The sequence below is a fragment of the Acidovorax sp. 94 genome (assembly GCF_003634645.1).
Classification (GTDB): Bacteria; Pseudomonadota; Gammaproteobacteria; order Burkholderiales; family Burkholderiaceae_C; genus Acidovorax; species Acidovorax facilis.
In genome coordinates, this window is record NZ_RBJA01000001.1 from 2,890,494 (window position 1) to 2,907,397 (window position 16,904).

Consider the following 16,904-nt stretch of genomic DNA (forward strand, 5'->3'; position numbering starts at 1 on the left):
CCTCAGGGTTTCGGCATCCATCCCAGGCCATGCGCGTGCAGGCTCTGCACATACAGCCGGTCCGCCGTCTCGGTGATCGCGGTGGTCTCGGGGTAGGCGCCACTCGGGTCCTGCAGGTCGGCCACCACCTTGCCATCGTCGGTGAACGCAATCACATGGCCGTAGGGCTGGGGGATGGGCCACAGAGCACGCGGCAGGCGCAGGGTCAGGCTGCGCAGCCAGGGCTTGCCCGCCATGTTGTCGATGGCCGGCCCACGCGGCTTGGCAAAGCCCAGCCACACCTTGCCGCCCTGCCCGCGCATCAGGTTGTCGGGGTAGCCGGGCAGGTTGTCGAGCAGCACGCGGGCCTGGGGACTGGGCTGGGCGATGTCGAGGTCATTCGCATCCACCGCAATCTTCCACACCCGGTATTTGCCGGTTTCGTTGACGAACAGGTGCTTTTCGTCCTGGCTCAGCGCGACGCCGTTGGCAAAGCTGATGCCGCGTGCCACCACGCGCGTGCTGCGGTTGGCGGGGTCGTATTCGATCACCCGGCCCGTGCTGGCCTGCACCAGGATGTCGAGCACGCTCGCTTCAAACGTGCCGCCCCAGTCCTTGGGGGCAAAACGGGTGGAGGCGTCGCTCAGGTACATCTTGCCGCTCTGGGCCACCACCACGGCGTCGGCGTAGCGGATGGGGTCGTTGCCCACCTTGTCGGCCAGCAGGGTGACTTTGCCATCGGGCGCGATGGACAGCAGCCCCTTGACCGCATCGGCCGCAATCAGGTGGCCCGGCGCATCAAAGTCAAACCCCAGCACCCGCCCGCCGGTATTGGCAAACACCTCCTGGCTCGAGCCATCGGCGTTCATGCGCAGGATGTTGCCACTGAGCACGGTGGTGTAGAGCTTGCCGTCCTTGCCAAAGGCGATGTGTTCCGGGCCCACCTCACCCTTCAAGTCGATCATGTTGAGCTGGGCCAGGCGCTGGTTGGGGGCGTGCACGCCCTGGTAGCCAGGGGCGGCAGGCGCAGTCCATGCCACCGGCTGGATGGGCACGGGCCATGCCGCCAGGTATGCGGCCACCGCCACCACGGCGCCCCCCACGCCCCACCCCACCCGTTTTGCCCATGTGCTGGCCATGTGTTGTCTCCTGTTGATTGTTGGAATGCGAGGCATTGTGGCGCCACAGGAGGCCTGTACGCACGCCCTGATTGGCACCTGCGCGGCCGGGGCAGGCCAGCGCAGCGCCCGCAATGGCCAGGGATACTGACGACCGCCTAAAATCGCGGGTTCCGCCTGAGAAAGCCGCATCCCATGACGACCTCCGCCCGCAAACTCTTCGTTACCACCGCCCTGCCGTATGCCAACGGCAACTTCCACATTGGCCACATCATGGAATACATCCAGGCCGACATCTGGGTGCGGTACCAAAGGATGCAGGGCAACGCTGTCAACTTTGTGGGTGCGGACGACACCCACGGTGCGCCCATCATGATTGCCGCCGAAAAAGCGGGCAAAACGCCCCAGCAGTTCGTGGCCGACATCGCTGCGGGCCGCAAGCAGTACCTGGACGGCTTTCACATCAGCTTTGACAACTGGCACAGCACCGATGCGCCCGAAAACCATGAGCTGGCCCGCCAGATCTACCGCGACCTGCGCGACCGTGCCGACGGCAGCCTGATCGAAGTACGCACCATCGAGCAGTTCTTCGATCCCGAGAAGAACATGTTCCTGCCCGACCGCTACATCAAGGGCGAATGCCCCAAGTGCCACGCCAAGGACCAGTATGGCGACAACTGCGAGGTATGCGGCACGGTGTACGCGCCCACCGACCTCATCAACCCCTTCTCGGCCCTGTCGGGTGCCAAGCCCGAGCTGAAGAATTCGGAGCACTTCTTCTTCAAGCTCTCGGACCCGCGCTGCGTGGAGTTTCTGGAAAGCTGGACGCAGGACGGCAAACTGCAGCCTGAGGTGGCCAACAAGATCAAGGAATGGTTCACCGTCCGCACCAACCCCGACGGCACCACCAGCGAAGGCCTGGGCGATTGGGACATCAGCCGCGACGCGCCCTACTTCGGCATCGAGATCCCGGACGCGCCCGGCAAATACTTCTACGTGTGGCTGGACGCGCCCGTAGGCTACCTCGCCTCACTCAAGAACCTGCTGGAAAAGCGCGGCGAAAGCTACGACGCCTACATGGCCGACCCGGCGATGGAGCAGTACCACTTCATCGGCAAGGACATCGTCACCTTCCACACGCTGTTCTGGCCCGCCATGCTGCACTTCAGCGGCCGCAAGACGCCCAACAACGTGTTCGTGCACGGCTTCTTGACCGTCAACAACGGCGAGAAGATGAGCAAGAGCCGGGGCACGGGCCTGGACCCGCTCAAGTACCTGAGCCTGAACATGAACGCCGAGTGGCTGCGCTACTACCTGGCGGCCAAGCTGAGCGCGCGCAACGAAGACATCGACTTCAATGCCGAAGACTTCATGCTGCGGGTGAACAGCGATCTGATCGGCAAGTACGTGAACATTGCCAGCCGCGCGGCGGGCTTCTTGACCAAGCGCTTTGACGGCAAGCTGACCGACCAATTTGGCACCACGGGCGCAGCCCTGCTGGCCGAGGTGCGCGGCGCGGGCGACGCCATCGCGCAGATGTACGAAACGCGAGAATACAGCAAGGCCACGCGCGAGATCATGCTGCTGGCCGACAAGGTCAACGCCTATGTGGACCAGAACAAGCCCTGGGATCTGGCCAAGGACGCTGCCAACAACGAGGCCCTGCACCAAGTGTGCTCGGTGCTGGTCAACGCCTTTGCCGCGCTCACCCGCTACCTGGCACCTGTGCTCCCGGGCCTGGCCCAAGCAGTGCAAGGCTTTGTGGGGGTGAACATGCAGCAGTGGAACGCGGCGGGGGACGTGCAGGCCATCCAGCCCTACCAGCACCTGATGCAGCGCGTGACCCCAGAACAGCTTGAAGCACTTTTTGAGGCCCCAGCGCAAGCAGAACAAGCGCCAGCAGCTACTGAAACCGTAGCAGCCAACTCCCATCCTGGTGGCGAGGAACTGGCCCCCACCATCACCATCGACGACTTCACCAAAATCGACCTGCGCATTGCGCTGATCGTGAACTGCGAGCCGGTCGAGGGCTCCACCAAGCTGCTGCGCCTGACGCTGGACGTGGGCGAAGGCCGCACGCGCAACGTGTTCAGCGGCATTGCCAGCGCTTACAAGCCCGAAGATCTGGTGGGCAAGCACACCGTGATGGTGGCCAACCTGGCGCCGCGCAAGATGAAGTTTGGCGTGAGCGAAGGCATGGTGCTGGCCGCCAGCCATGGTGACGAAAAGGCCAACCCCGGCATCTACGTGCTCAACCCCTGGCCGGGCGCCACGCCCGGCATGCGGGTGCGGTAAGGCGTGCAACGCCCATAGACAAAGCAACCGTCAAGGATGCGAGCGGTGCTGAGCCCCTCGCCATTCGCTGATAGCGGAAGGGGCGGCATGTTGACTGCCACCCTTCATCCAGTTTTCAGTACAGGTACACCGCGCCCGCGTTGGTGCTGCTTTCGTCCAACTGATTGCCTCCAACGCCAGTCGATCCACTGTCTTCAGTGGATGCCCCCACGGCCAGGGTCGTGCCGTCACCCGATATCGCCACACGGCCACCGAACCGGTCCCCAGCGCCCGTATTGGGTGCCTTCAGGTAGGCTTGTTGCGCCCAGGTGCCCGCGCTGCGGCGGAACACCAGGACAGCGCCCGCATCCGCAGCGGCGGTGTTGGCCTGGTCGCCATTGAATCCGCGCGCATTGCTGTCGTCGCGGTACGACGGCACCACCAGCGTGTTGCCGTCGCTGGACATCGCCAAGTTGTTGCCAAACCGGTGGGGGGTGCGGGTGTTGGAGGCTTTCAGGTACGCCTGCGACTGCCAGACGCCACCTGCGCGAATGAACACAAACACCGCGCCAGAGTTGAGTGCCAGGGTGTTGCGCGGTGGCGGCACGACGAAGGTGCCTGTGTAGTTGCTGCTGTCTCCATCCATGCCAACCGCCAGCGTGTTGCCGTCGCCTGACAGGATGACCGACACACCGAAGCGGTCCTGCGCTTGGGGACTGGGGGCCTTCAGATAGGCCTGCTGCGACCATGCCCCCGCATTGCGCTGGAACACATAAGCCGCACCGGCATTGGTCAAGGTGTCGTCCGCAGGATCACTCGCCAAGGCGCTGCGCTCAAAGAACGCACCCACCGCCAGGGTGTCGCCCGCGCCAGACAGGCTGAGGTAGATGCCGAAGAAATCTCCCGCACCGGCGTTGGCGGCCTTGAGGTAACTTTGCTGTGCCCAGCTGGTGCCCGTGCGGGCAAAGACGTAGGCGGCCCCGGACGCGGAATAGGCAGCGTTGCCGTGCACGCCAGTCAAGTCGCCATCCTCGTTGTAGGCCCCCACCGCCAGGGTGTTGCCGTCGTTCGAGAGGGCAACGAACGAACCGAAAAGATCGTCGGCATCCGCATTGCTCGCCTTGATGAATGCCTGCTGCGACCAGACGGCGCCCGTGCGGGCATACACATAGACGGCACCTGAGTTACTGACCAGGTTGTTGGTGGCGGGCATCGTCGAGAACGTGCCCTTCTGGTCGCCGCTCTCGCCATCCGCGCCAATGGCCAGCGTGTTGCCGTCGGCTGACAAGGCCACGGCATTGCCAAAATAATCGTTGGCCTCGCCATTGGGGGCCGCAATGCGCGCCTGCTGCGACCACGTGGCGCCGCTCTTCGTGAATACGTATACCGCCCCCGTGTTGCCACCCTCTCCATACGCCCCCACGGCCAGGGTGGTGCCGTTGCTGGACAAGGCCACGCGGTTGCCAAACCGGCCTTCGGAGGTGGTAGTCGATCCCTTGAAGTAGCCAATGGCACGCACCATGTCTGCCGCCATGGAGGTCGATGGGGCACTGCACCCGCCCGCGTTGCAGGCTTGCACGGTGTACGTCGCATTCACCCGAAGGTGCAGCAGCACCGGAACTGCGTAGGTCAGCCCGGTGGCCGCGGTCGACCCGATCTGCACGGGTGTCAGCGGGCCTGCGCCATCCGGGTCCTCATACACCGTGTAGCTGGTTGCACCCGGCGCCGAAGTCCACGAAAAGATCAGCGCCTTCGTCCCGTAGCCAATGCCCAGGCCACCCGGCGCCGGAGGAGCTTGCGGCGGTGGGGGCGGTGGCGGAGGCGGGGTATAGATCGTGCTGCAAAGCACCCTCACCTGGGTGACCGGCGCCACGGCGACTCCGGTGCCAGCTTCGACCGTACAGGCCTGATCCACAGGCTGCGCATACACCGTGACCGCATAGGCGCTGCCATGAGAAACCGGCGATGCAAACCGGAAAGCGCCGTTGTCAGTCAGCAGCAAATCTGCAGCGCCATTCAGCCGCAGCCTCAGCCCCCCCACAAGGCCCGTGACGGTCCCACCCACCACATAGGTGTTGGTGGTACAGGTCACCAGGATGTTGGTGACCGGGCCCGTCACCACACCCGAGCCGTTTTCCACCACGCAGGTCTGCCCCACCGGCTGGGTGCGCACAACAATGTTGTAAGCCTGCCCCTGCGCAACGTTGGTGACGTAACTGCCGCTGGCCGTGATGCTCACTTCCGCACCCGTTCCGTTGGCGAGTACCAGCGTTCCCGTCAGCCCCGTCACCGTGCCCCCCACCGGATGCTGCACCACGGCGGGCGGTGGTGGGGGAGGCGGTGGCTCGGCAGAGTCCCCACCACCGCCGCCGCAAGCTGCCAGGGCGCCGGCCATGACCACAAGCAACGCCCATGCCGCAACGGCAAGCCTCGCACGCAGGGCCTCAGCCATGGCAGAAAAATTTCGATACATCAAGGGTTCTCCGGGTCTGTGAACTGCATGGACACTTCAACCCCTCGGGAGGCACGAATAGGTCCGGCTCCCTCGTGCGGGTGCAGGCGGGGTGCCTGGAACTCTATGGCGGGAGAACGCGCAAGCGCACCCCACTGAAGCAGGGTTGACGCAGAGAATGGAATGGCCCCGCATTGTTTGGCGGGACTCAGAGCCCCGGGGTCGCGCTCAACCGACGAGACTGTCAGCCACCGCGCTGGCGGCTGTCTCGCTCAATGCCCCACGTAGCGCCCTGGCCGGTGGCTGATCCACAAGAACCCGCTCATCACCAGCACGGCCAGCACCGAATACGCCACACGCTCGACCGGCACCACGAACAGCGCCAGCAGTACCACGGAGCCGTCGATCATCATCTGCACCTTGCCCGCCCGCATGCCATAGCGGCTTTGCAGATACAGCGACACCACCGTGGCACCGCCCAGGCTGGAGCGGTGGCGCGCCAGAAACAAACAGCCCGTGCCCAGCAGCAGCCCGCCCAGCAGCGAGGCGAACAGCGGGTTCAGGTAGTCCACATGCATCACGTGCGGAAACAGCTCGGTCAGCAGCGACAGCAGGCCCACGCAGACAAAGGTCTTGATGGTGAACTCGTGGCCCATGCGCGTCCAGGCAAACCAGTAGAACGGCAGGTTGACCACAAAAAACAGCTTGCCGAACGAAATGCCCGTGACGTAGTGCAGCAAAAACGCCACGCCCGCGGTGCCGCCCACCAGCAGGCCCGCCTGGTTGAAAAGCATGAGCGCCATGGCCACAAACAAGGTGCCCGCGAACAGGGCCTGCGCGTCTTCGAACAGGCCGTGGCGCAGTGATGGCGGGGGGGACATTTCGGGCGTCGGCATGGCAGGAGGGTGAAGGGTGTCGGGCATGGGAGCAGGTGGGGATGCAGTGCACCACAACTAGCAAGCAACGCGCCAGTGCGCAGGGGCGGCTTTCCCTTGCCAGCCTTGGCAGATTTCAAGCATTTTTTGGCATCTAGCGCTTATACAGCAAGCGCCAAAAGCTATCAAATTATGAGCAAATCCAGTACAACACCGACATGGAGCTGAAGCTACCCAAGTTGCGGAGGCTCTGTTTGTGGCCCTGTTGCGGCCCTGTTGTGGCGCTATTGCAGCGCCGGTGTGACGCCATCGGGCGGTTGGGACCGCCATCGGTTGCACTTCAAGAAGTGCTCACTACACTGGTTGCCTCCATGCCGTTTTCGCCCGCCTTTCGCCCCCGCCTGATCGACGCCCTGCGCGGCTACACCAAGAGCCGCTGGCTGGCCGACGTGGGTGCGGGGGTCACGGTGGGCATTGTGGCGCTGCCGCTGGCCATGGCGTTTGCGATTGCCAGTGGCCTCAAGCCCGAGGCGGGGCTGTGGACGGCCATCATTGCGGGCTTCCTCATCTCTGCCCTTGGGGGCGCCAACACGCAGATTGGTGGGCCAGCGGGCGCGTTCATCGTGATCGTCTACGGCATTGTGGAGCGCTATGGCGTGGCCAATCTGCTGATCTCTACCGCCTGCGCGGGCGTGATTCTGGTGCTGCTGGGGTTGTTTCGCCTGGGCACGCTGGTGCGGTTTGTGCCGGTCAGCATCGTGATCGGCTTTACCAACGGCATTGCGGTGCTGATTGCGCTGTCACAGGTGAAAGACTGGCTGGGCTTGTCGATTGACCGCATGCCGGGCAACTTCTTCTCGCAGGTGAGCACGCTGGCGCAGCACATCGGCACCTTCAACCCCTATGCGTTCGGGCTGGGGCTGGCGTGTGTGGCGCTACTGTTCCTCTGGCCACGGCTGTTCCTCAAGGGCTCGCCGGTGATCCGGCTCATGGAGGGGCACACGGTGCGCCGGTTTGCCCGGGTGCCCGCACCCGTGGTGGCGCTGGTGGCGCTGAGCCTGCTGGCCTGGGGGCTCAGGTTTCCGGTGGAGACCATCGGCTCGCGCTTTGGAGGCATTCCGCAGGCGCTGCCGGTGTTTGCGCTGCCCGATTTTTCGTGGGAGACGGTGCGGCTGCTGGTCACCCCCACACTCACCATCGCGTTGCTGGGTGCCATCGAGTCGCTGCTGTGCGCCCGCGTGGCCGACCAGCTGGCCACCGACCCGCACCACAAAAAACACGACCCCAACCAAGAGCTGATGGCCCAGGGCGCGGCCAACATGATCGTGCCGTTTTTTGGCGGCATGCCGGCCACCGGCACCATTGCGCGCACGGTGACCAATATCCGCGCGGGCGCCACGTCGCCGGTAGCGGGCATGGTGCATGCACTCACGCTGCTGGCGATCGTGCTGGTGGCTGCGCCGCTGGCGCTGCACATTCCGCTGGCGGTGCTGGCGGGCATCTTGCTGTTTGTGGCCTGGAACATGGGCGAGTGGCACGAGTTTGTGCGGCTCAAGCATTTCAGCAACCACTACCGGCTGCTGATGCTGGGCACGTTTTTCCTCACGGTGGTGTTCGACCTCACGGTGGCGGTGGAGGTGGGCCTGTTCATGGCCTGCGCGCTGTTTGTGCGGCGCATGAGCGGGTTGTTTCGCGCGGTGCGGCAGCCCGAACCCATTCCAACACCGCCGGGCGCTGCGCCGGGGCAGCGCACTGTGGCCCGCTGGCGCCTGCACGGCGCGCTGTTTTTTGGCGCAGCCGCCAAGATCGACCCCATCGTGCAGGCGGTGGAAACCGGCCCGCCCGGCATGGATGTGGTGCTGGACGCCTGCGAGCTGGTGGCGCTGGACACGACCGGGCTGGATGCGCTGGAGCAGATCCTGAAAGCCGTGGCAGCGCGCGGTGGGCGCATGTCGGTGGTGAACCTGCACGAGCAGCCACGCTCGCTGATCGAGCGATCGGGCTTTGCCGACCGGCTGGCCGCCCAGGGCGGCGCCAGCGTGGATGTGTAGTTGTCGGCAGGGCGCGGGGCAACCGTTTACTTGCCGCCCTTGAACTCCGGCGCGTCCAGGTCGGCCCCCGTCTGCGTGCGCAGCACCACGAGGTCAGCCCCATGGACCACCGTGAACACCTTGGCCTGGTTGGGCGCCTCCAGATAGCGCCAGTCCACCCACGTCTCTTTCTTCAGCTCGTAGGGCGTGGCCTTTGCGGGTTTGCCCAGCAGGCGGCGCACCTCATCCATGCGCATGCCAGGCACGACGCGCGCAAAGGTTTCGGGCGTGAGCACCTGGCGCAGCGTGGTCATGCGGCCGTCGGCGCCGATGGTGATCATATAGTTGACCTGGCCTGCGGGCTGGCGGTTGTATTCGAAGGTGCGTGCGCCGCCGGGCTCGTCCCACACGTTTTCGGGGGCGCCAAAGCGGTCGCGCACGTCGGCTTCGGTCGATACGCCCTCCTTCAGCTCGCTGATGCGCTGGGGGTCGCAGGCGGTGAGGGCGAGCAGCGAAAAGGAGGCGGCTGCCAGGGCAGCGGCGCGATATATCAAGCGCATAAATTCGTCCCGGTAAAATCTTGGACCTTTGGTGCGTCACTGTGCCTGATGCGTTCCAAGAAAGAGATTCACAGTCCATGTCCATTTTCCGCCGCCCCGACTACCAGTCCGACGCCACCCAGTTCATCAACCAGCTCAAGTCCAGCCGCCCCGAGCTGGACCAGCAGCAGCAAGCCGGCCGCGCCCTGCTGTGGGACAAGCAGGTAGACCGCAAGATCTGGGGCGAATACCGCGAGGGCCAGGTGGCCCAGAAGCCCTACGTCTACCAGACGAACGCGGATTAAGCACCAAATTGGCCTTCTGCGCCTGTCCATCAAGCGCTGATAGCTCATATTTTTATAGCACCCCATGACCACCGCGAGCGCAGCCGACACGGCCGATTCGCCGGACATGCCCGCCCTGGATGCGGCAGGCATGCCCGACGTGGTGGACCAGGTGGCGCTGGCGCGCCTGTATGGCGAGCCGCTGTTTGCGCTGCCCAACGACCTGTACATCCCGCCCGACGCGCTCGAAGTCTTCCTCGAAGCCTTCGAAGGCCCGCTGGACCTGCTGCTGTACCTGATCCGCAAGCAGAACTTCAACATCCTCGACATCCCCATGGTCGGGGTGACCAAGCAGTACCTGGCGTATGTGGACGAGATCCGCAGCCGCAACCTGGAGCTGGCGGCCGAGTATTTGCTGATGGCGGCGATGCTCATCGAGATCAAGTCGCGCATGCTGCTGCCGCCCAAGAAGCAGGAAGGCGGCGAGGAGCCCGAAGACCCGCGCGCCGAGCTGGTGCGCCGCCTGCTCGAATACGAGCAGATGAAGATGGCCGCCGCCCGCCTGGGGCAGCTGCCGCAGTACGGCCGTGACTTCCTCAAAGCCCAGGTCTACATCGAACAAAGCCTGCAGCCGCGCTTCCCCGACGTGCATGTGGTGGAGCTGCAGGAGGCCTGGCGCGATATCTTGAAGCGCGCCAAGCTCGTACAGCACCACCGGATCACGCGCGAAGAGCTGAGCGTGCGCGAATACATGAGCATGGTGCTCAAGACCCTGCAAGGCCGCCGCTTTGTGGAGTTTGAAGAACTCTTTGAGCCCGAAAAAGGCAGCACCGTGCTGGTGGTGACCTTTATCGCCCTGCTGGAGCTGGCCAAAGAGACGCTGATCGAGATCACGCAGGCCGAGGCTTTTGCCCCCATTTACGTGCGCCTCGCTTACACGCCGGTCTAGGCTGGCTCCCCTGTTCACCGCCCTGGCCGGTGGCCGTGGCGTTACCCCTTTCTTCACCCGCAAGCCATGGCATCCCACGACTTCGACGTTCTCATCGTAGGCAGCGGCCTCGCTGGCCTCTCGGCTGCCTTGCACCTGGCGCCCACCCACCGCGTGGCCGTCATCACCAAGCGCACGCTGCAAGATGGCTCCAGCGGCTGGGCCCAGGGCGGCATTGCCGCCGTGCTGGCTGACGACGACAGCTTTGCCGCCCACATTGAAGACACGCTGGTCGCCGGCGCAGGCCTGTGCGACCTGGCCACCACGCGCTTTGTGGTGGAGAACGCCCCCGCCTCGATTGCCTGGCTGCGCAAGCTGGGTGTGCCCTTCACGCTCGAAGGCGACCAGCTGCACCTGACGCGCGAAGGCGGCCACAGCGCGCGCCGCATTGCCCACGTGACCGACGCCACCGGCGCGGCCGTGCAGCGCACGCTGATCGACGTGGTGCGCGCCACGCCCGGCATCACGCTGTTTGAGCAGCACACGCTGGTGGACCTGATCACCACGCGCAAGCTGGGCTTGCCGGGTCACCGCTGCCTGGGCCTGTATGCGCTGGACAGCGACACCGACGAGGTCGTGACCTTCCGCGCGCCACAAACCATCCTGGCCACGGGCGGCGCAGGCAAGGTGTACCTGTACACCACCAACCCCGACACCGCCACGGGCGACGGCATTGCCGCCGCCTGGCGCGCGGGCTGCCGCGTGGCGAACATGGAGTTCATCCAGTTCCACCCCACGGGCCTGTACCACCCGCACGAAAAGTCCTTCCTCATCAGCGAGGCCGTGCGCGGCGAGGGCGGGCAACTCAAGCTGCCCCCCTCGGCCGGCGGCACGCGCTTCATGCTCGACCACGACCCGCGCGCCGAGCTGGCCCCGCGCGACGTGGTGGCCCGCGCCATCGACTTCGAGATGAAGAAACACGGCCTGGACTGCGTACACCTGGACATCTCGCACCAGAGCCCCGCGTTTCTGCAAGAGCACTTCCCCAACATCCTCGCGCACTGCGCGTCGCTGGGCATCGACATCACCAAGGAGCCCATCCCCGTGGTGCCCACGGCCCACTTCACCTGCGGCGGCGTGCTGACCGACCTGGCGGGCCGCACCGACCTGCCCGGTCTGTACGCCGTGGGCGAGGTGGCCTGCACCGGCCTGCATGGCGCCAACCGCCTGGCCAGCAACTCGCTGCTCGAATGCATGGTGTTCGCCCGCGCCGCCGCGCAGGCCATCGCAGCAGCCCCGACCACAGAACTGCCCACCGTTCCCGCCTGGGACGACAGCCGCGTGACCGATGCGGATGAATCCGTCGTCATCTCCCACAACTGGGACGAGTTGCGCCGCTTCATGTGGGACTACGTGGGCATCGTGCGCACGAACAAGCGCCTGGAACGTGCCGCCCACCGCATTGCCATGCTGCAGGGCGAGATTCAGGAGTTCTACGCCCATTTCCACGTCACACGCGACCTGCTGGAGCTGCGCAACCTGGTGCAGGTGGCCGACCTGATCGTGAAAAGCGCCCAGCTGCGCCGCGAAAGCCGGGGCCTGCATTTCAGCCGCGATTACCCCGAGATGGCCGCGCCTGCGGCCCCCACCCTTCTCGTACCACCGGTGGCCCGATGACCTACAGCGTCAAAGAAATTTTCTACACCCTGCAAGGCGAAGGCGGCCAGGCGGGCACACCCGCGGTGTTCTGCCGCTTTGCAGGCTGCAACCTCTGGACGGGCCGCGAGCAGGACCGCGCGCAGGCCATCTGCCAGTTCTGCGACACCGACTTTGTGGGCACCGACGGCACGCTGGGCGGCAAGTTCGAAACGGCCACGGCACTGGCGGAATTGATCGCCGCCCAATGGCCTGCAGGCGCGGGCCATCGCCTGGTGGTGCTGACGGGTGGCGAACCCCTTCTGCAGGTCGATACGGCACTCATCGACGCGCTGCACGCGCAGCAATTTCGCATTGCGGTTGAAAGCAACGGCACCGTGATTGCGCCCGAGGGCATCGACTGGCTGTGCATCAGCCCCAAGGCGGGTGCCCCGTGGGTGCAGCGCAGCGGGCAGGAACTGAAGCTCGTGTGGCCCCAGCCGGGCTTTGACCTGCAGGCGCTGGAGCAGGACACGCAGTTCACCCACCGCTTTCTGCAGCCCATGGATGGCCTTCTGCAGCGACAGAACACTGCCGCTTGCATTGACGCCTGCCTGGCCCACCCCGCATGGCGATTGAGCCTGCAAACCCACAAGCTCACCGGCATCCGTTGAGCTGCTCTCTTCTTGGTTCCCGTATGTTGTTCACCATCTCCCAGCGCTTCTTCTTCGACGCTGCCCACACCCTGCGCCGCGAGATCGAGGCCGAAGGCAGCCGCCGCGTGCACGGCCATACCTACCACGCCGAGGTCTTTTTGAGCGGCCCACGCGACCCCGCCACCGGCATGGTGCTGGACCTGGGCCTGCTGCGCAGGGGCCTGGAGGTGGTGCGCGAGCAGCTGGACCACCACATGCTGGACGACGTGCCTGGCCTGGGCACGCCGACGCTGGAGAACCTGTGCGTTTTCATCGCCCAGGCGCTGCCCGCCGACCTGCGCGCCAGCGTGAGTCGTGTGCGCGTGTGGCGCGAAGCGCTGGGCGACAGCTGCATGCTGGACTTTCCGCAGCCCTGACCGACCACGGCCCTGCCGTCGGCAGGCCCTCCCCCATTCACAGACTTCATTGAAGGAAGCCGATGTTCCGCACTCTGCTCAAATCCAAGATCCACCGCGTGGCCGTGACCCAGTGCGAGCTGCACTACGAAGGCTCCTGCGCCATCGACGAAGACCTGCTCGATGCGGCCAACATCGCCGAGAACGAGCAGATCCACATCTGGAACATCAACAACGGCGAGCGTTTCGTCACCTACGCCATCAAGGGCCAGCGCGGCAGCGGCATGATCTCGGTGAACGGATCGGCCGCACGCCGCGCATCCGCAGGCGACCTCATCATCATTGCCGCCTTCGCCCAGGTGCATGAAGACCAGGTGGCCACGCACCAGCCCCAGTTGGTGTTTGTGGACGAGCACAACCGCCAGACCGAACTGCGCCACGCCGTGCCCACCCAGGCCCTGTAAGCATGCAGCCACAACACGACGGGCTGGTGGCCCGCAGCCTGGCCGCCGTCTGGCACCCCTGCACGCAGATGAAGCGGCACGAGGCCCAGCCGCCCGTGGCCATTGCGCGCGCCCAGGGCCCGTGGCTCTATGGCACCGACGGCCAGCGTTACCTGGACGGCATCAGCTCCTGGTGGGTCAACCTGTTCGGCCACAGCCACCCACACATCCAGGCCGCGCTGGTGGACCAGCTGGGCCAGCTCGACCACGTGATGCTGGCGGGCTTCACCCATGCGCCGGTGGTGGAGCTGTCCGAGCGCCTGGCCACCCTCACTGGCCTGGGCCATGCGTTCTACGGCAGCGACGGCGCCGCTGCCACCGAGATTGCACTCAAGATGAGCGCGCACTACTGGCGCAACACCGGGCGCCCCGCCAAGAGCCGCTTCGTAGGCCTGGCCGGTGGCTACCACGGCGAAACCGTGGGCGCGCTGGCCGTGACCGACATCGCGATCTTCCGCGAGGCCTATGCCCCGCTGGTGCGCCTGGCCGACACCGTGCCCAGCCCCGATGCGCGCAGCGCAGCCCCTGGCGAAACCGCACAGGACGTGGCCCGGCGCGCCGCCGCCGCGCTGGAGACCTGGCTGCAGGACCACCACACCACCACCGCCGCCTTCATTGTCGAACCGCTGGTGCAATGTGCTGCTGGCATGGCGATGCACGACCCCGAGTACCTGCGCCTGGCGCGCGCGCTGTGCGACCGCTACGAGGTGCACCTGGTGGTGGACGAGATCGCCGTGGGCTTTGGCCGCACGGGCACGATGTTCGCGCACCAGCAGGCGGGCATCCGGCCGGATTTCATTTGTCTGTCCAAAGGCCTGACTGGCGGCACGCTGCCGCTGTCGGCCGTGCTGACCACGGATGTGGTGTACGCCGCGTTCTACGACGACGATGTGGCGCGCGGCTTTCTGCATTCGCACTCGTACACCGGCAACCCCCTGGCCTGCCGCGCGGCGCTGGCCACGCTTGAGTTGTTTGAACAGCTGGATGCGCTGAATGCCAACAAGGCGCTGGCGCAACGCATCGATGCGGCGTGCGCACCCTTGGCACAGCATCCACGTGTGCGCCATGCGCGCAGCCTCGGAATGATCTGGGCCTGGGATGTGGACACCACGCTGCCCGACTTTTCCCGCCGCTACCACCAGCACGCCATGGCGCGGGGGCTGGTGCTGCGGCCCATCGGCAAGACGCTGTATGCCATGCCGCCCTACATGCTCGACGACGAAGCCGTGCAATGCCTGGCCAGCGGCGCGCTCGCTGCGCTGAACGCCACGCTGCAAGAGGAGAATTGATGATTGGATGTTTTGTCACCGGCACCGACACCGGCGTCGGCAAGACGCTGGTGTCCACCGGCCTGTTGCACGCCCTGGCGCCGCACCACCGCCGTGTGGTCGGCATGAAGCCCGTGGCGGCCGGTGTGGTGCCCTGGGGCGAGGACTGGGCCAGCGAGGACGCGATCGCGCTGCGCTCGGCCTCCACCCTGTCCGTCGCACCCGAGCTGGACAACCCCGTGCTGCTGCTCGACCCGTTGTCGCCCCACATTGCGGCCGAACGTGCCGGGGTGCAGATTGATATCGCGGCCATCGTGCGCAGCTACCAGGCGCTGGCCGCCCAGGCGGATGCCGTGGTGGTGGAGGGCGCGGGCGGTTTTCATGTGCCGCTGACCGACACCCAGACCGGTGCCGACCTGGCCCAGGCCCTGGCCCTGCCCGTGGTGCTGGTGGTGGGTTTACGGCTGGGCTGCCTCAGCCATGCGTTGCTGACTGCCGAGGCCATCCGGGCGCGTGGCCTCGTGCTGGTGGGTTGGGTGGCCAACCGTGTGGACCCCGAGATGGAGGCCGCTGACGAGAACATCGCCTACCTGCGTGCGCGCCTGGGCGTGCCGCTGCTGGCCGAGGTGCCGTACCAGGACCTTCCCGATGCGCGCAGCCTGGTGTTTGAACTGCCCGGGGAATGGCTATGACGCAGGAATCCCACCCCACCTCCTGGCTCGACGAGATCCCGGGGCGCCTGGCCGACATCGAGCGCGCCCACCTGCTGCGCCGCCGCCGCGTGGTGCAACCCGCGGGCGGTGCCCACCTGCTGGTGGACGGCCAGCCCATGCTGGCCTTTTGCAGCAACGACTACCTGGGCCTGGCCAGCCACCCCGCGCTGGCCGAGGCCGCTCGCGACGCCACGCACACCTTTGGCGTGGGCTCGGGCGGATCACCCCTGGTCAGCGGCCACAGCGCCGCGAACGATGCACTGGAGCGCGACCTGGCCGCCTTTGTGCAGCTACCCCGTGCGCTGTACTTCTACGCGGGCTACGCCACCAACACCGGCATCATCCCCGCGCTGGTGGGCGATGGCGATGCGCTGTTCTCCGACGCGCTCAACCACGCCTGCCTGATCGATGGCGCGCGCCTGTCGCGCGCCACCATCCACCGCTACGCCCACGCCGACTTGGCCGCGCTGGAGACTGCTCTGGCCGCCAGCCCTGCACGGCGCAAGCTGGTGGTCAGCGACGCAGTGTTCAGCATGGATGGCGACCTGATCGACATCCCCGCCCTGCTGGCGCTGTGCGAGCGCTACGACGCGCTGCTGCTGCTGGACGACGCCCATGGTTTTGGCGTGCTCGGCCCCCAAGGGCGCGGTAGCCTGGCGCAAGCGGGCCTGACGGGCACCACCGCCTCGCGCCGCGTGCTCTACATGGCCACGCTGGGCAAGGCAGCGGGCGTGGCGGGCGCCTTTGTGGCGGGAGATGCTGCACTCATTGAATGGCTGCTGCAAAAGACCCGCACCTACATCTTTGCCACCGCCGCCCCACCCCTGCTGGCGAGCGCATTGCGCAAAAGCCTGGAGCTGATCACGGCTGCGGACGACCTGCGGGAGGGGCTGCGCCAGCGCATCGCCCAGTTGCGCGAAGGCCTGGCCACACTGCCCCCGGAACTGGGCTGGCACCTGGTGCCGTCTCACACGGCGGTGCAGGCGCTCATCATCGGCAGCAACGAAGCGGCCCTGGCCGCGATGGAAAGCCTGCGCCAGCGGGGCCTGTGGGTGCCCGCCATCCGCCCGCCCACGGTGCCCGTGGGTACGGCCCGGTTGCGCATTGCGCTATCGGCCGCGCACACGGCGACGGATGTGGAGGCGTTGCTGGCAGCGCTGGCGGCACATGCCGCCGACTGCGTGGTGGCTCTTCAACAAAAAACCGCAGACACCAGCGTGGCGTCTGCGGCCGCTACAGCCTGACTATGGCCTGA

General features: G+C 66.0%; 15 protein-coding genes. 11 read left to right on the top strand and 4 right to left on the bottom strand.

All coding sequences use genetic code 11. The features are described 5' to 3' along the window. Positions 1-2: 2 nt before the first annotated feature. Positions 3-1,118: an SMP-30/gluconolactonase/LRE family protein gene (locus C8C94_RS13295; protein ID WP_199731254.1), complete on the bottom strand. Its 1,116-nt coding sequence runs from the start codon at positions 1,116-1,118 to the stop codon at positions 3-5. Between the two features lie 174 nt (positions 1,119-1,292). Here C8C94_RS13295 and metG point away from each other — a divergent pair, with 174 nt between their 5' ends. After that, positions 1,293-3,392, top strand: a complete 2,100-nt coding sequence (gene metG / locus C8C94_RS13300) for a methionine--tRNA ligase (RefSeq protein ID WP_121421040.1) — start codon at positions 1,293-1,295, stop codon at positions 3,390-3,392. A gap of 115 nt (positions 3,393-3,507) precedes the next feature. Here metG and C8C94_RS13305 read toward each other — a convergent pair whose 3' ends face one another. Both C8C94_RS13305 and C8C94_RS13310 read right to left on the bottom strand, forming a co-directional pair. After that, the gene (locus tag C8C94_RS13305; protein WP_158603819.1) at positions 3,508-5,823 is read right to left on the bottom strand and encodes an integrin; all 2,316 of its coding nucleotides are present in this window, start codon (positions 5,821-5,823) and stop codon (positions 3,508-3,510) included. A 272-nt stretch (positions 5,824-6,095) separates the two neighbouring features. Then, on the bottom strand, positions 6,096-6,719 hold the full coding sequence (locus tag C8C94_RS13310; RefSeq protein WP_121421042.1) for a YitT family protein: 624 nt from the start codon (positions 6,717-6,719) through the stop codon (positions 6,096-6,098). 350 nt (positions 6,720-7,069) lie between these two features. Between C8C94_RS13310 and C8C94_RS13315 the strand changes: the two genes are divergently transcribed. Then, positions 7,070-8,749, top strand: a complete 1,680-nt coding sequence (locus C8C94_RS13315) for a SulP family inorganic anion transporter (protein WP_121421043.1) — start codon at positions 7,070-7,072, stop codon at positions 8,747-8,749. A 26-nt stretch (positions 8,750-8,775) separates the two neighbouring features. Here the strand turns inward: C8C94_RS13315 and C8C94_RS13320 are convergent, their stop codons facing one another. Further along, a complete protein-coding gene (locus C8C94_RS13320; RefSeq protein ID WP_121421044.1) occupies positions 8,776-9,288 on the bottom strand; it encodes an outer membrane protein assembly factor BamE in 513 nt (170 codons plus the stop codon). A gap of 77 nt (positions 9,289-9,365) precedes the next feature. Between C8C94_RS13320 and C8C94_RS13325 the strand changes: the two genes are divergently transcribed. The 9 genes from C8C94_RS13325 (at position 9,366) to bioF (ending at position 16,893) form a co-directional block, all read left to right on the top strand. Then, positions 9,366-9,572, top strand: coding sequence for a DUF3460 family protein (locus C8C94_RS13325; RefSeq protein ID WP_121421045.1), 207 nt, complete (start codon positions 9,366-9,368; stop codon positions 9,570-9,572). Positions 9,573-9,636: 64 nt separating this feature from the next. After that, entirely contained in the window at positions 9,637-10,500 is an 864-nt protein-coding gene (locus tag C8C94_RS13330) for a ScpA family protein (protein ID WP_233573463.1), read from the top strand. Between the two features lie 66 nt (positions 10,501-10,566). Next, positions 10,567-12,156 (top strand): L-aspartate oxidase, encoded by a 1,590-nt coding sequence (nadB, locus tag C8C94_RS13335; protein ID WP_121421046.1) that lies wholly within the window; start codon positions 10,567-10,569, stop codon positions 12,154-12,156. Then, complete coding sequence (queE, locus tag C8C94_RS13340; protein WP_008903450.1) at positions 12,153-12,788, top strand: 7-carboxy-7-deazaguanine synthase; 636 nt, start codon at positions 12,153-12,155, stop codon at positions 12,786-12,788. Before nadB ends, queE begins: the two co-directional genes overlap by 4 nt. Before the next feature lie 23 nt (positions 12,789-12,811). Continuing rightward, entirely contained in the window at positions 12,812-13,186 is a 375-nt protein-coding gene (locus tag C8C94_RS13345) for a 6-carboxytetrahydropterin synthase (RefSeq protein WP_121421047.1), read from the top strand. A 62-nt stretch (positions 13,187-13,248) separates the two neighbouring features. After that, positions 13,249-13,629 (top strand): aspartate 1-decarboxylase, encoded by a 381-nt coding sequence (gene panD, locus C8C94_RS13350; RefSeq protein ID WP_121421048.1) that lies wholly within the window; start codon positions 13,249-13,251, stop codon positions 13,627-13,629. A gap of 2 nt (positions 13,630-13,631) precedes the next feature. Beyond that, positions 13,632-14,957, top strand: a complete 1,326-nt coding sequence (bioA, locus tag C8C94_RS13355; RefSeq protein WP_121421049.1) for an adenosylmethionine--8-amino-7-oxononanoate transaminase — start codon at positions 13,632-13,634, stop codon at positions 14,955-14,957. Continuing rightward, complete coding sequence (gene bioD, locus C8C94_RS13360; RefSeq protein WP_121421050.1) at positions 14,957-15,628, top strand: dethiobiotin synthase; 672 nt, start codon at positions 14,957-14,959, stop codon at positions 15,626-15,628. The genes bioA and bioD overlap by 1 nt, the downstream gene beginning before the upstream one ends. Continuing rightward, positions 15,625-16,893, top strand: a complete 1,269-nt coding sequence (gene bioF / locus C8C94_RS13365; protein WP_121421051.1) for an 8-amino-7-oxononanoate synthase — start codon at positions 15,625-15,627, stop codon at positions 16,891-16,893. Before bioD ends, bioF begins: the two co-directional genes overlap by 4 nt. Positions 16,894-16,904 lie beyond the last annotated feature (11 nt).

Excerpts from the sequence above, each read along its gene's own strand:
- C8C94_RS13295 (WP_199731254.1), bottom strand. The coding sequence starts at position 1,118 with ATGGCCAGCACATGGGCAAAACGGGTGGGGTGGGGCGTGGGGGGCGCC.
- metG (WP_121421040.1), top strand. The coding sequence starts at position 1,293 with ATGACGACCTCCGCCCGCAAACTCTTCGTTACCACCGCCCTGCCGTAT.
- C8C94_RS13305 (WP_158603819.1), bottom strand. The coding sequence starts at position 5,823 with ATGGCTGAGGCCCTGCGTGCGAGGCTTGCCGTTGCGGCATGGGCGTTG.
- C8C94_RS13310 (WP_121421042.1), bottom strand. The coding sequence starts at position 6,719 with ATGCCGACGCCCGAAATGTCCCCCCCGCCATCACTGCGCCACGGCCTG.
- C8C94_RS13315 (WP_121421043.1), top strand. The coding sequence starts at position 7,070 with ATGCCGTTTTCGCCCGCCTTTCGCCCCCGCCTGATCGACGCCCTGCGC.
- C8C94_RS13320 (WP_121421044.1), bottom strand. The coding sequence starts at position 9,288 with ATGCGCTTGATATATCGCGCCGCTGCCCTGGCAGCCGCCTCCTTTTCG.
- C8C94_RS13325 (WP_121421045.1), top strand. The coding sequence starts at position 9,366 with ATGTCCATTTTCCGCCGCCCCGACTACCAGTCCGACGCCACCCAGTTC.
- C8C94_RS13330 (WP_233573463.1), top strand. The coding sequence starts at position 9,637 with ATGACCACCGCGAGCGCAGCCGACACGGCCGATTCGCCGGACATGCCC.
- nadB (WP_121421046.1), top strand. The coding sequence starts at position 10,567 with ATGGCATCCCACGACTTCGACGTTCTCATCGTAGGCAGCGGCCTCGCT.
- queE (WP_008903450.1), top strand. The coding sequence starts at position 12,153 with ATGACCTACAGCGTCAAAGAAATTTTCTACACCCTGCAAGGCGAAGGC.
- C8C94_RS13345 (WP_121421047.1), top strand. The coding sequence starts at position 12,812 with ATGTTGTTCACCATCTCCCAGCGCTTCTTCTTCGACGCTGCCCACACC.
- panD (WP_121421048.1), top strand. The coding sequence starts at position 13,249 with ATGTTCCGCACTCTGCTCAAATCCAAGATCCACCGCGTGGCCGTGACC.
- bioA (WP_121421049.1), top strand. The coding sequence starts at position 13,632 with ATGCAGCCACAACACGACGGGCTGGTGGCCCGCAGCCTGGCCGCCGTC.
- bioD (WP_121421050.1), top strand. The coding sequence starts at position 14,957 with ATGATTGGATGTTTTGTCACCGGCACCGACACCGGCGTCGGCAAGACG.
- bioF (WP_121421051.1), top strand. The coding sequence starts at position 15,625 with ATGACGCAGGAATCCCACCCCACCTCCTGGCTCGACGAGATCCCGGGG.